The sequence below is a fragment of the Psychrobacter sp. Arc29 genome, from assembly GCF_041431175.1.
In the GTDB taxonomy this organism is placed as follows: domain Bacteria; phylum Pseudomonadota; class Gammaproteobacteria; order Pseudomonadales; family Moraxellaceae; genus Psychrobacter.
On sequence record NZ_JASMRR010000001.1, the window covers coordinates 623,619 to 637,428 of the forward strand.

Sequence of the window (13,810 nt, forward strand, 5' to 3'; positions counted from 1 at the left end):
AGATCATTGTTGCTTGTTTAAACTGAATAATACTGTTTATACCAGTCAACAAATTTTTCAATACCTTCTTCGATACTAGTTTCAGGTTTGAATCCGATATCATCTACCAATTCATCTATGTCTGCGTAAGTAATTGGTACGTCGCCTGCTTGCATAGGCAATAAGTTTTCTTGCGCTTTTTTGCCACAAGCGTCTTCAATGGCAGTAATAAAACGGCGCAAAGTGACAGGCTGATTATTACCAATGTTGTAAATCTTATAGGGAGCAGTCGCTGTCGTAATAGTAGAGTACTGGGGAGAAGGGGCCTTATTAATTATGCGAATAATGCCGTTGACGATATCATCAATGTAGGTAAAGTCACGCTGCATATCACCATTATTAAAAACATTGATTGGCTCACTAGCTAGAATTTTCTTCGTGAACGAAAAATATGCCATATCAGGTCGACCGTAAGGACCATAAACAGTGAAGAACCTTAATCCTGTCGTAGGGATATTGTATAAATGGCTATAACTATGTGCCATAAGCTCGTTGGATTTTTTGGTGGCGGCATATAGGCTGATAGGAAAATCAACACAATCAGCAGTAGTAAATGGCTGCTTTATATTCATACCATAAACAGAGCTAGAGCTTGCGTAGATTAAGTGCTTGATATCGTGGTGACGACAGCCTTCTAGAATATTAACAAAGCCAACCACATTTGAGTCGATATACGCATTAGGGTTTTCGATAGAATAGCGCACACCTGCTTGGGCACCTAAATTAACAACCGTATCAAATTGATAGGTTGCAAAAAGCTCAGACATGGCCTCTCGATCAGCAAGGTCTAACTTGATGAACGTAAATTTGTCTGGTGATGCTATCTTACTTAATATTCTTAAACGCTCTTTTTTTAAATCTACATCATAATAGTCGTTGATATTGTCGATACCAACGATACAGTAACCCCGAGCAGATAGATCTGTATCCAGTATCGCCTTGATTAAATGAAAACCAATAAAACCTGCCGCACCAGTGACCAGTATTTTCATTAGTCGCTCCCAAATAGATCGCGAGTGAATACTTTGTCTGCGACATCTTTTATATCATCAGATAGGCGGTTTGCGACAATGACATCACTCAATGATTTAAAAGTTTCTAAATCTTGAATCACACGCGAATTAAAGAAATTGTCTTCTTTTAGCACAGGCTCGTAGACAACGACCTCGATACCTTTTGCCTTGATACGTTTCATGATACCTTGTATGGCAGACGCTCTAAAGTTGTCTGATCCACTTTTCATGACTAGGCGATGTATTCCCACGATTTTTGGCTGTCTTTCGATGATTTTATCGGCAATAAAGTCTTTGCGGGTTCTATTAGAGTCGACAATGGCCTTTATTAGGTTGCTTGGCACTTCATCGTAATTTGCTAATAACTGCTTGGTATCTTTAGGTAGGCAGTAACCGCCATAACCAAAGGATGGGTTATTATAATGGTCACCGATGCGTGGGTCTAAGCCAATCCCTTCGATGATTTGTTTGGTCTCAAGTCCAAAGGTTTGCGCATAAGTATCAAGCTCATTAAAATAAGCCACGCGCATCGCTAAATAAGTATTAGAAAATAATTTGATCGCTTCAGCTTCAGTAGACTCTACAAATAATAGCGGTGCATCTTTTTTGATTGCACCCTCAAGTAATAGGTTGGCAAATATTTGAGCCTGCTCAGTCTGTGCGCCTACAATGATTCGTGAAGGGTAGAGATTATCATGTAGCGCCTTACCTTCGCGCAGAAACTCAGGCGAAAAAATAATGCGATCAGTCGCATAACGTTCTCTGATACTTGTTGTATAACCTACTGGCACTGTAGACTTAATAATAATGGTCGCTTGTTGATTCACTAACAGCACTTGCTCAATGACGGCTTCTACCGTTGATGTATTGAAATAATTGGTCTTGGTATCATAATCAGTCGGCGTGGCAACGATGATGAAATCTGCATCTTTGTAGGCTTCTTTGGCATCCAGCGTTGCAGAAAAATTGAGCTCTTTGTGCAATAAAAAATCTTCGATATCTGTATCTTCGATAGGAGACTGCTTGGCATTTAACAAGGCTATTTTTTCAGCGATGACATCGACAGCAACGACTTCATTATGCTGTGCTAACAGCATTGCATTTGATAAGCCTACGTAGCCTGTACCTACTACTGCTATTTTCATAATATATCCAAGTAATTTTTGAGCTTTTATTGGTTTAAATCAAGAGTGAGTGATCATTATTATAGTTCAAGCTTAGTTTGAATTCATTTGGGGACAGTATTTGTGTTATCTAACACGGAATTAGGTAGATAATCCAAGAATTTGTGCCTCATGGCTTGGCTAATTTTTTTATATAAATCTGACTCAAGAAGATCCAAACTTTGAATACAACCATATTTAATAGTTTTATCTTCTAAGGCAAGAATAAAATCTTCTACGCTATGCTCATTTTTTAGATAGTTGATAGAGGTGTTAGGTTTTAAACTTGCTTCGCCTTTTTGAATTTTTAGATGATTCATCAGTGTTATAGGGTTAACTTGGGCGACATCTCTGAATTTATATTTTATCTGCTCAGTCAATAGTTGCGGATGGTTCAATAAATGGGACTTTAAGATATTTTTATCGACAATATGAGGGTAGTGATGAATTTCAAAAAACTGATTCATGCCCAGTATTTTAGCACTTAACATTTGCGCGATAGTATGTCTTGGCTGTATCGGTGTACCAAACAATTTAAAGCGTGATTTTCGAAAATTGAGCTTGGCATTCAAAGCAGCACTTTTACGCCATTCACCGTGAACGATTAGCTTCTCACTGTCTAAAAAGTCATCTATCGCCACTGGTTGATTAAAAAAGAAATCATCGTTCATATAGATGAAATAGTCAGACAGTCCTTTGATATTCCAAATCATCGTCTCAATTGATCGAGTGTTGAAGGTCGGTAAAAATTCCTCATAACCCGAAAATATTTCCTTGTGATCGACAATACGTATTTTATCTGCTGCACAGATATTTTGCTTAGCAAACTCATCAATGAATGCTGGCCGTTGTTGGTCGGTCACAACATAAATGTGACGGCAAAAAGGCACGTATTTGATGATAGAGGCAATATTATAGTATATCTCATCATCACTTGCGAAACGTGTGGCAGTTACTGCATCTGACGCCACTGCTTTGCCTGGCTTATAGTTTTCTCTTTTTTGTTTGAGTATAGGATCTGCGCCATTCACCCAAGCGATGACAACGTCTAATGTTTTCTCGTCAGGTTGCTGCATGACTGATCCTATTTTTTGTGAACGTATTCTATTAATAGATTGATAGTTTCAATGGTGACATTAGTCCAGCTATGATATTTACTGGCATCGTTATTAGCAAGATCTAACTGATTTATAAAATAAAGTTTGATTGCGATTTTACTATGGGTAGATAAACTAATCCGGTTTATACTTCAACAAGTAAAGGCTGGGCCATAAAAGTAGATGAGACTAGCACATAAAGTCAGAACGCTGCAATAATTATGACCCTCGATACCTTTATCTGGCTAACCCCTTATACCTATACCTTCATACAATTAAGCTGAGACACTAATGCCACCTATGATTTTATTTATTTTAAAAGCACTTGAAGGCCGAGGTGCTGAGCGTATGGTCACAACGTTAGCAAGTGCTTACGTAAAAATGGGTCATAGCGTCCATATTTTATGTCTGGAAGAAACAAAGGATATGCCGTTAGATGCTGACATTCACTATCATATCGTGCCATACGATGAGGTGTTTTCTGAGCAAAATCTTGAGCCAAACTCTAAGCAGGCACAGGCTTACGAGGCAGTCGCTAAGCGTATTGATGAGTATGTGCTTAGCCAAATAGGGACACCAAATCTGATATTGGCTAATATTTATAAAGTGAATTGGATTATGGCGTACAGCCAATTACCCAACATCGTAAATGTGCTGCATACAGCGCTATCTAAGCAATTTGAGCATCAATTATCTGATAAACCACTACAGACTATCAATCATTTGAAAATGGTCTATGGTGCTCATCCCTGTAGCTGTGTAAGCGAGGGTGCAAGCAAAGACTTAATCTCACTTTTAGGAGATATCACCAAAACCGCAACCATTTATAATCCTTGCGATGCCACTTGGATCCAAAGCAAAGCGTCACAAACAGCACATATCGAACAGTTAGGCTTAGCAGATAAACAGTATATTATCCATGTGGCCTCATTCGATACCATGAAAGGTCATCGAGACTTGCTACAAGCCTATGCGAAAACAGAGCGGAGTTTGCCATTAGTATTGGTCGGTAAAGGTAAGCTTGAAGCAGAGATTAAAGCGCTGGCGTTTCAACTTAATATTAGTGACTGTGTTAGGTTTTTAGATTTTCAGACCAATCCTTATCCGATCATTGCCTCAGCGGCATTGATGGTGCTCACTTCCAAATTCGAGGGTTTTGGCTATGTCATTGTAGAGGCGCAAGCACTTGGCGTACCAGTGATCAGTACCGATTGTCCATTTGGTCCAAGAGAGTTGTTACCTGTCAAAAACTTAATACCCGTCGGTGATATTGAGGGATTGGCGATGCTCATCGATCAAGCAGTAAACAATCTGACGAATTATATAGTGCCGCTAAATCAGCAGCTATTGCCAAATCATATCGCGCAGCAATATTTAGAATTTGGTGTAGCGTTGAATTTATCAGATAAGAATGACTAAAGATCATCAAATAGAGATTTGGAGACAGGTGAGTGATTGATCACAGCGACACCATGCGCCTTGTAGCTCCTACTCAATAAATTGAACGAAGGCACAATGCGCTCGTTCATGACTTTGTTCAGCGTGCTTGGCGCGCGGTTGTGGTTATTTTCGTAAAATCGCGGCTGATCGCTATTGAGTAAGTCAATCCCGTATAGGTGAATGGTCGCTGCATGGCGTGAGAACGCCAGTTGTGTGGCTACGTAAGCAACCGTACCCGCCTCGACAAATCCATGAGTAACATTAAGTGAGACGCCGATCTCAGTAGAGCTATGACTGCTATCAATAACAAAATTTGGATGATTGATAAAGTAGGATAAGGGCATTTTCTTATTTAGGCGTTTTTTCTTAAATATGAGCTTATTAAAAGAGAGTTTGTTCGATTTGACGCCCCATGGTCTGTCTACTGGATACAATACCCGCATGGCGTGATGATACGTACGCATGATATCAGGGTGAGTCGTGGCCATTGCTTCAAAGACGGCTAACGTTGCATATAAAGGTTGACCCGTATAATACTGACGTAAAATGTCAGGTTGATGATTGATAAAGCGCGCGTCACTAATAACGTAGCCGGCGACATGAGTAAATTGATGCCGTCCGGTAAGGCTAAGACTACCATTAACAAAAATAGTGGGCTTGTCTAATAGTTCTGACAACGCTAACTGTTGTACAGATGGGCCTGAGGCAATAATATTGACGTCTTGTCCAAGCAAACTTTGCTCTGCTTCATTGGCATTAAAAGCACTAATAACGATGAGCTCGTTATTGATGTTGAACCCAGCGGTAGCAGGTAACCTTAAATATAACGCCATACTATGTTCCAGTCGTTGACCTCAAATAACTTGTATCCTAATGCATTGCCTGCAAATTGTTTGGACTATTGGTGAACTATGTAGACATGGCTCATGGCTATATATTTACTGCCAGTATTGCTTTAACCATGGGCTTGGCTTCACATGTCGATACCATTTGCCGCCGCTACCAGCAATCGCATCGGGCGGGTTAATTTCACCGTGGAAAATCACAATTTTTGCCTCATCAGGTAGAGCAGGCGCTCGCACAAAGTTAAAAGGAATGGGCGCGATACATTGATACTTGAAGCTCACGCACCATGTCTTATCCCAGTACTCTAAGTGATGATGCTCACGCAAATAGTTAGAGAGGTAAGCCTGCTCGTGACGCACTTGGGTACGAATGGTTTCAAAATTGCGCTCAAAGTTTGCCAGCAAATCAGGATAGGTATTCATGCCAATATTAAAGCGATACACGGAGCTATTACCAATCATACGCCACGGCTTTTTCCAGTCGCGGATGATGACCACACTGTCTTCATGCTGTGCTTGGTAAGTGAAAAACGCATCGATATTATCGACAATCACAATATCTATATCTAAGAATAGTGCCACACCTTTTAGATCATATAGCTCAGGTTTAAAGGTCGTGAGCTTTTTCCAACCACGTTCAGGACCTGCTGGTAGATCCATGTCAGGTATGGGATAACAAGCAATCGCAGGATCAATACCTGTGCTGTCATCGGTCAAACAAACCATTTGAAAATCTAATGTCAGGTGACGGCTCACCATATTGTACAGACGGTTGACATATTCAGGACCGTATTTATCACCCCATTTCATACAAATGATATAACGCTGTTCAGCAGTATTGTTTTGTGTTGGTTCTATAGGTAAGGTTTTAGTTACGTCAGATGTCATAATGCACTCGTAGTGAGATAATAGTGAGGTAAATGAAGGACTAATAAAAATGAGAGGATACAGAAATTAGCCAATATTAGCATAACTGTGATTGATGATATGTCTAAATCAGTAAACGATAGTACAGTTATTACTTGCGATTATCGATATTAGTATCATCAGTAAAAGAACCACTTACATCGTTACCAGAGTGACTACCAGTAGCGTGATGAGACTGAATAAAGGCTGCTAAAGTGGCTTTGTCTTTTCGGTAAGGGTTGCCTAGATTCGGTATACGCTTAAAACGTCTATAGCCCCACATATAGTGACTATAGTTGTCTTTAATCATATGCTCCATGGCTTGATTGAGCGCATGAGTCGCTGTTTGGGCATTGCGGTCATATAGCGCTGGATCGTCGAGCTTATAGCAGTAAATATCAAAACCGCGCCCATCGTTACGACGAACACAAGATAAGCCAACTAAGGCGCATTTGGTTTTGCTGGCGAGCTTTGAGGCAAGGGTGCTGGTTAATGTTTTGATACCAAAGAAGGGAACGACTACGCCGCCTGACGGATCTGGGACGTGATCTGGTAATACAATACTAAAGCCGCCTTGCTTGAGGGTTTTAAACACGGCTTTGACACCGCTCCCATCAGTAGGTACCAGTGTAGCATTAAGACGCGCACGACCTTGCAAGATAAACTCATTAGCGAATTTACCGTCTACGGGCTTGTACATAATGGTTGGCGCGCCAAACTGATTGAGCCACGCGTTCATCATCTCCCAGGTACCAAGATGGGGTACGATAGCAAGCATACCATTGGGATTGGCAAGGCCTTCCAATAGAATGTCTTTATTATGGACATCACAAATTTGAGCAATGCTCCATTCAGGTGGCATTGCCCAGCTTTTGATAGATTCGATACTGGTCAAACATTGATGGTAAATGATGTCTTTAATCAGCGCTTGTCGTTTCTGCTCAGACAAGGTATCAGTAATCAGCGCCATATTGATGCGAATGGTGCGCATGATACTCAGACTAGGTATTTTGACGATAACCCAAGCGACAAAACGTGCCAGCATCTGTAATACAGACAGTGGCACGAATTTGAAAATATGATACGGATTCATAACCACTCACACGGCGATGAATCGCGTAACAAGCACTGTAGACAGCAATTGCACATCATCAAATGTTTTATTGAGCAGGATTGTTGGTATCAGCCTGTGCTTTTTCACGCACACGGATACCAAGATCACGTAGCTGCTTGCTATCCACTCCAGCAGGTGCTTGGGTTAATGGGCACTCAGCAGTTTTGGTTTTTGGGAATGCGATCACATCACGGATAGAGTCAGCGCCTACCATAAGCATAATCAAACGATCCAAACCAAATGCTAAGCCACCATGCGGCGGTGCACCAAATTTCAAGGCATCAAGTAAGAAACCAAACTTGTCTTCTGCCTCTTGCTCGCCGATGCCTAGAGCATCAAGGACGGCTTGCTGCATATCGTAAGTATTGATACGCAAGCTACCACCGCCAACTTCCGTACCATTCAGTACCATGTCATAAGCGATAGAAAGAGCAGCTTCTGGATTATTTTTCAGCTCCTCAACGGAGCCTTTAGGCTTGGTAAATGGATGATGCATTGACGTCCATTGACCGTTGTCAGTTTCTTCAAACATTGGGAAGTCAGTCACCCAAAGCGGCGCCCACTCACAAGTTATCATTTCAAGGTCTAGACCGATTTTTTGGCGTAATGCGCCGATTGCGTCGTTCACGACACTGGCTTTATCTGCACCAAAGAAGATAATATCGCCATCTTCTGCAGCAGTACGCTCGATGAGGCTAACGAGCACATCATCAGTCATATTTTTGATGATTGGTGATTGTAGGCCAGACTCTTGATCCACGCCATTGTTGATGCTGCTTGCGTCATTGACTTTGATATAAGCCAAACCGCGTGCGCCATAAATACCAACAAACTTAGTATAAGCATCAATTTGCTTACGGCTTAATGAAGCACCGCCAGGGATACGTAGGGCAGCAACGCGACCTTTAGGATCGTTAGCAGGACCGGCAAATACTTTGAAATCAACGTCTTTCATCAAATCTGCAACGTCAACCAGTTTCAGTGGAATACGTAAATCAGGTTTGTCTGATGCATAGTCGCGCATGGCTTCAGCGTACGTCATGCGAGGGAATTGCTCGAACTCAACATCCATCATAGTCTTGAACAAATGCTTGATCAGACCTTCGTTGATGTTCATGATCTCTTCTTCGTTTAAGAAAGACGTCTCGATATCGACCTGAGTAAATTCAGGCTGACGATCGGCACGTAAATCTTCATCACGGAAGCATTTAGCGATTTGATAATAACGGTCAAAACCTGAGACCATAAGCAACTGCTTAAACAGCTGTGGTGACTGCGGTAGGGCAAAGAAGTTACCAGGACGCGTACGTGATGGTACAAGATAATCACGCGCACCTTCAGGCGTTGCACGAGTCAAAATAGGTGTCTCAACATCCAAGAAACCATGATCGTCTAAATAACGACGAATTGCTGACGTTGCCTTGGCACGGAATACCATACGCTCTTGCATTTGCGGACGGCGCATATCAAGATAGCGATATTTTAGACGCAAGTCTTCTGATACGGTTGTTTTTTCGTCATTCAATGGGAATGGCGGCGTTTCAGATTTGGCCAGTACTTCAATCTCTTTGCCCAATAGCTCAATTTGGCCACTGGTCATATTGTTATTTTCAGTACCTTCATAACGGCGACGTACGCGGCCAGTGATCTTTAGCACGTATTCAGGACGTACTGCATCAGCGGTTGCAAAAGCTTCTGGTGTATCAGGATCGACTACGACCTGCAAGATACCAGCGCGGTCACGCATGTCTAAGAAAATCACGCCACCGTGATCGCGACGACGATGTACCCAGCCTACGATACTAATGGTTTGCTCAAGCAAGCTCTCGGTTACAGCTCCGCAATATTCGTCTCGGTATTCGCTATGCGTCATAATATTGTTATCCAGTTATCAGCCCAATTCGAAGTACAATAATGCAGCCATTGCTGTGCGTTTCAAGCGATTTGCAAAAAAAACACACAAACAACGCGATTAAGACAAATGGTCATCACGTTGGCTGCAGAAAATTTGATATAAACGCATATTATGCCTAATCTACCTTTGTTATACAACCGGCTGAGTTCAATCAAAGTGCAGCCATGCATTGGTATCGGCTGTATTAAGTGAGCCATACCTAGATTAGGTTAAATATTGTCATTTTGCTTGAAAATACCAGCGAACGTGCGCATATCAACCGCACCTGAATAAAAACAGCCATATTGATATATCTACTGACTTGAGGATTTGTAACCATGCTATTTCATCCACCGAAAAACCCTGTCGAGCTAAAAGTAAGACATTTAAATGAAGCCCAAAAACAGCGCCGCGAAGACTTAATGGAAGCCACCCAAGGTAAAGCTGCGCTTAAAGAATTCAAAAAAGCCATGGCAAAAAAAGCCAAGCAGGCGCTAAAAGCAAAAAGCAAAAAGCAGAAAAAAAATACTGACAATGCCTCGCAAGTTTTTGTTCTGGATTTTGAAGGTGACATCAAAGCCACTGCTGTTAAGCATCTGCGCGAAGAAATCAGCACCTTAATCAGTACGGTCAACAAAGGCGATGAAGTGATTGTACGCCTTGAATCAGGTGGCGGTTTAGTGCATGGTTACGGTTTAGCAGCCGCGCAATTGGTTCGTCTAAAGGACGCTGGTCTAAAGCTAACGGTCTGCGTCGATAAAGTGGCGGCGAGTGGTGGCTACATGATGGCCTGTGTGGCAGACAATGTCGTGGCAGCGCCATTTGCGATTATTGGCTCAATCGGTGTGGTGTCACAATTGCCAAACTTTCATAAATGGCTCAAAAATCATGACGTCGATTATGAGATGTTTACCGCTGGCGACTATAAACGTACAGTGACTGTATTTGGCGAAAACGATGCCGAAGATCGTGCCAAATACCAAGAAGAGCTAGAGCAAACGCACGAGCTATTTAAACACTTTGTCAATACTTATCGTCCAACGTTGGATGTTGCCAAAGTAGCCACAGGTGAGCACTGGTATGGCGAAGATGCCTTAAAGCTTAACCTGATTGACAGCTTGCAAACCTCTGACAGCTACATTCTAGAGCGTATGGAAAACAGCGAAGTGTACGCATTACATTCACGTCAGAAGCCGACGCTGGCAGAGAAGCTAGGCCTTGCGCAAGCAGCAGAAGCAACGCTCAGTATGGCAGTGGACAAACTGCCAGACGCGCTTGCACGTTTTGAGCTAAACAGCCGCTTGAATATTCTAAAATAGTGTTAGATATCATTATGATGTCTGACAGCTAGTATTTTAGCGGTCATATGTTCAGCAATACACTGTTTGTATTTTGTAAAAGGCGTGTCCTAACGGGTCGCGCCTTTTTGCTGTTTAATCATAATCGCTGTGTTATAAATGTAGGATACAGAAAACAGTATACGTCCGTACACTAAGGCTCGCATTAAAGATCTAGCAGAGCTTTTTGTCAAAACCCGATTTAGACAATCAATAAAGAAAAGGAAGTCATTTATGTCTAACGACAATTTAATGTTTACCGCAACAGAACATGGTCAAGCCATGCATGCCAAAGTCAAAGCGTTCATTGAAACGAATATTGAGCCCATCGAAGCCCAATTCTGGGAAGAATGTCATAAGAAAAATCCTGATGGTAATTGGGAAAACTGGGAGTGGCCAGACGCTTATGATAACCTACGCAAACAAGCACGCGAGGAGGGTTTATGGAATTTATTCTTACCTGACGATACGTTAGGTGCAGGGCTTTCAGTCACTGACTATGCACCGATTGCAGAGCTGACGGGTCGCAGTTTGCTCGCGCCGCATGTGTTTAACTGCAATGCGCCTGACAGCGGCAATATGGAGCTATTATGGCGCTATGGTACGCAAGAACAGCAAGATAAATGGCTCACGCCGCTATTAGAAGGTAAGACGCGCTCAGTGTTTTGTATGACTGAGCCTGATGTGGCCTCAAGCGATGCCACCAATATGCAAGCAACCGCCGTGGTCGATGGTGATGAGATCGTCATCAACGGTAGCAAGTGGTGGTCATCGGGCCTTGGTGATCCTGCGGTTGATATTTTAATTGTCATGGCCTATACAGCGGACGAAAGCGCAGACCGTCATCATCAGCACTCGATGGTACTGGTACCAGTTAATACTGCGGGTGTAAATATCAAGCGTATGCTTAAAGTGTTTGGCGATTACGATGCGCCGCACGGACATGGTGAAATCAGCTTTGATAATGTACGTGTGCCAGTCAGTCACTTTATTGGTGGGGCAGGTATGGGCTTTGAGATTGCACAAGGTCGCTTAGGGCCAGGTCGTATTCATCACTGCATGCGTTGTATTGGTGCGGCTGAGAAGTCTCTAGAGTTGGCAGTGAAACGCGGCATGTCACGTACGGCGTTTGGTAAGCCGCTACTACAATTAGGTGGAAACTTCGAGCGTATCAGCGAGGCGCGTATTAAGATTGATCAAGCACGCTTGCTTACCCTTTATGCAGCACAAAAAATGGACGCTCAAGGTACCAAAGCGGCATTGACTGAAATCTCCGCGATCAAAGTAGTTGCGCCAACTGTATTGCAGGAAGTGGTCGATATGGCGATTCAGATTCATGGCGGTATGGGTGTATGTCAAGACACGATGCTACCAGGGTTCTATGCCCAAGCTCGTGTATTACGTCTCGCAGACGGTCCTGACGAAGTACACCAAACGATGATTGCCAAGCTAGAGCTAAAACGTCAAGGTTTTAGTCGTTCTAAATCTGACAAAGCTTAAGATTCATCAATAGGTGTGAGTAAACCTCAAGCTGCTCACGCCGTTATTGCTAAAAATAAAAAAATTGAAAATTCACTATTAACGATTTAGTAGTGAATTTTTCATCGCTAACAGTAGCTCATTGCTTTTAAATAGTTGACTACTGGCTATAAAAATAAACGATAACAGGATAAGGAATGTCTTATGGCAACTGATAATAAAGTACTTGATAAAGGTGGTGCCGTACGTGAAGGTGAAGAGCTTGACGCTACAGCAGTGAGTGAATGGCTGCGCAGTCAAGGTGTCGATGTCGTAGGCGAACCTAAAGTTACTCAGTTTTCGGGCGGAGCGTCAAACTGGACGTATCGTTTACAATATGAAGGCGAAAGTAAAAACCAGGATCTTATCTTACGCCGTCCACCAAAAGGTACCAAGGCAAAATCTGCACATGATATGGTACGTGAATATACCGTTCAAAAGGCTTTAAAAGATGCCTATCCTTACCTACCTGAGATGATTGCGCTATGTACGGATGAATCTGTTATCGGTGCTGATTTTTATGTGATGGAGCGTATGGAAGGGATCATTCCTCGTGCCAATTTACCAAAAGGGGTTGATCTAGATCCTGAACAAACCCGTCTACTTTGTACCAATGTTTTGGACGCCTTGGTAGAGCTGCATCAGATAGATTATACAGAGCATCCTGATTTGGTTGATTTGGGTCGCGGTGATGGCTATTGCGCGCGCCAAATTAGTGGCTGGGACAAGCGCTATATCAAAGCGAAGACACCTAATGTACCGAGCTTTGCCTTGGTCAGACAGTGGCTCAAAAAGCACACGCCTGCTGATAGCAAAACGTGCATTATTCACAATGACTGGCGCTTTGACAACGTCATACTCGATGCAGACGAGCCGACTAAAGTGATTGGCGTGCTTGACTGGGAGATGGCAACCCTTGGCGATCCATTAATGGATTTAGGTAGTGCCTTGGCCTATTGGATTGAAGAAGACGATAACATTGTCATGCAGCAGTTTCGTCGTCAGCCAACTCATTTAGAAGGTATGATGACGCGTGATGAAGTGGTTGCTTATTATCTAGAAAAATCTGGACTTAAGATAGACAACTGGACCTTTTATGAAGTATTCGGTCTGTTCCGTCTATCAGGTATCATTCAGCAAATCTACTATCGCTACTATCATAAGCAAACCACCAATCCAGCATTTAAGAATGCTTGGCTCGCTATACACGTCATGCACGCCAAATGTCTCAAACTGATTGCGCAATATGAAGGCGAGGCGCTGTTCAATGCACATGTTCAGCCGCACTTGGAAGACAGAGGAGTCGATGCGGCGACGATTGAGAAATTGCCAATCCCTGTACAAAAAGTGGTGAAAGGTATCTTACCAAAGGGCTATTTTGCAAAATCCTCTGATTCATCTGAAATATAAAGAAATAGTATTTTGGATAAAATAATAAAAGGCA

Annotated in this window: 11 protein-coding genes; 4 read left to right on the top strand and 7 right to left on the bottom strand. The window is 42.5% G+C overall.

Annotated elements, in window-relative coordinates:
* Positions 1-17: 17 nt before the first annotated feature.
* The 3 genes from QO189_RS02650 to QO189_RS02660 all read right to left on the bottom strand — a co-directional run bounded on the left by QO189_RS02650 (position 18) and on the right by QO189_RS02660 (position 3,291).
* Positions 18-1,031, bottom strand: a complete 1,014-nt coding sequence (locus tag QO189_RS02650) for an NAD-dependent epimerase (RefSeq protein ID WP_371531389.1) — start codon at positions 1,029-1,031, stop codon at positions 18-20.
* Entirely contained in the window at positions 1,031-2,197 is a 1,167-nt protein-coding gene (locus tag QO189_RS02655; protein WP_371531390.1) for a nucleotide sugar dehydrogenase, read from the bottom strand. Before QO189_RS02655 ends, QO189_RS02650 begins: the two co-directional genes overlap by 1 nt.
* Before the next feature lie 83 nt (positions 2,198-2,280).
* Positions 2,281-3,291, bottom strand: coding sequence for a capsular polysaccharide biosynthesis protein (locus QO189_RS02660; RefSeq protein ID WP_371531391.1), 1,011 nt, complete (start codon positions 3,289-3,291; stop codon positions 2,281-2,283).
* Positions 3,292-3,612: 321 nt separating this feature from the next.
* Here QO189_RS02660 and QO189_RS02665 point away from each other — a divergent pair, with 321 nt between their 5' ends.
* Positions 3,613-4,731, top strand: coding sequence for a glycosyltransferase (locus tag QO189_RS02665; RefSeq protein WP_371531392.1), 1,119 nt, complete (start codon positions 3,613-3,615; stop codon positions 4,729-4,731).
* Here QO189_RS02665 and QO189_RS02670 read toward each other — a convergent pair.
* From QO189_RS02670 to aspS, 4 genes are all read right to left on the bottom strand, one after another.
* Positions 4,728-5,585, bottom strand: coding sequence for a hypothetical protein (locus QO189_RS02670; RefSeq protein ID WP_371531393.1), 858 nt, complete (start codon positions 5,583-5,585; stop codon positions 4,728-4,730). The genes QO189_RS02665 and QO189_RS02670 overlap by 4 nt on opposite strands.
* A 105-nt stretch (positions 5,586-5,690) precedes the next feature.
* Positions 5,691-6,485, bottom strand: a complete 795-nt coding sequence (locus tag QO189_RS02675) for a glycosyltransferase (RefSeq protein ID WP_371531394.1) — start codon at positions 6,483-6,485, stop codon at positions 5,691-5,693.
* Between the two features lie 130 nt (positions 6,486-6,615).
* A complete protein-coding gene (locus tag QO189_RS02680; RefSeq protein WP_371531395.1) occupies positions 6,616-7,596 on the bottom strand; it encodes a lysophospholipid acyltransferase family protein in 981 nt (326 codons plus the stop codon).
* Between the two features lie 67 nt (positions 7,597-7,663).
* A complete protein-coding gene (aspS, locus tag QO189_RS02685; RefSeq protein ID WP_371531396.1) occupies positions 7,664-9,490 on the bottom strand; it encodes an aspartate--tRNA ligase in 1,827 nt (608 codons plus the stop codon).
* Between the two features lie 359 nt (positions 9,491-9,849).
* Between aspS and sohB the strand changes: the two genes are divergently transcribed.
* The 3 genes from sohB to QO189_RS02700 all read left to right on the top strand — a co-directional run bounded on the left by sohB (position 9,850) and on the right by QO189_RS02700 (position 13,776).
* A complete protein-coding gene (sohB, locus tag QO189_RS02690; RefSeq protein WP_371531397.1) occupies positions 9,850-10,830 on the top strand; it encodes a protease SohB in 981 nt (326 codons plus the stop codon).
* Between the two features lie 270 nt (positions 10,831-11,100).
* Positions 11,101-12,348, top strand: a complete 1,248-nt coding sequence (locus tag QO189_RS02695; RefSeq protein ID WP_371531461.1) for an acyl-CoA dehydrogenase family protein — start codon at positions 11,101-11,103, stop codon at positions 12,346-12,348.
* Positions 12,349-12,531: 183 nt separating this feature from the next.
* Positions 12,532-13,776, top strand: a complete 1,245-nt coding sequence (locus QO189_RS02700; protein ID WP_371531398.1) for a phosphotransferase family protein — start codon at positions 12,532-12,534, stop codon at positions 13,774-13,776.
* The last annotated feature ends 34 nt before the right edge of the window (positions 13,777-13,810 follow it).

Excerpts from the sequence above, each read along its gene's own strand:
- sohB (WP_371531397.1), top strand. The coding sequence starts at position 9,850 with ATGCTATTTCATCCACCGAAAAACCCTGTCGAGCTAAAAGTAAGACAT.
- QO189_RS02680 (WP_371531395.1), bottom strand. The coding sequence starts at position 7,596 with ATGAATCCGTATCATATTTTCAAATTCGTGCCACTGTCTGTATTACAG.
- QO189_RS02665 (WP_371531392.1), top strand. The coding sequence starts at position 3,613 with ATGATTTTATTTATTTTAAAAGCACTTGAAGGCCGAGGTGCTGAGCGT.
- QO189_RS02670 (WP_371531393.1), bottom strand. The coding sequence starts at position 5,585 with ATGGCGTTATATTTAAGGTTACCTGCTACCGCTGGGTTCAACATCAAT.
- aspS (WP_371531396.1), bottom strand. The coding sequence starts at position 9,490 with ATGACGCATAGCGAATACCGAGACGAATATTGCGGAGCTGTAACCGAG.
- QO189_RS02675 (WP_371531394.1), bottom strand. The coding sequence starts at position 6,485 with ATGACATCTGACGTAACTAAAACCTTACCTATAGAACCAACACAAAAC.
- QO189_RS02660 (WP_371531391.1), bottom strand. The coding sequence starts at position 3,291 with ATGCAGCAACCTGACGAGAAAACATTAGACGTTGTCATCGCTTGGGTG.
- QO189_RS02695 (WP_371531461.1), top strand. The coding sequence starts at position 11,101 with ATGTTTACCGCAACAGAACATGGTCAAGCCATGCATGCCAAAGTCAAA.
- QO189_RS02700 (WP_371531398.1), top strand. The coding sequence starts at position 12,532 with ATGGCAACTGATAATAAAGTACTTGATAAAGGTGGTGCCGTACGTGAA.
- QO189_RS02655 (WP_371531390.1), bottom strand. The coding sequence starts at position 2,197 with ATGAAAATAGCAGTAGTAGGTACAGGCTACGTAGGCTTATCAAATGCA.
- QO189_RS02650 (WP_371531389.1), bottom strand. The coding sequence starts at position 1,031 with ATGAAAATACTGGTCACTGGTGCGGCAGGTTTTATTGGTTTTCATTTA.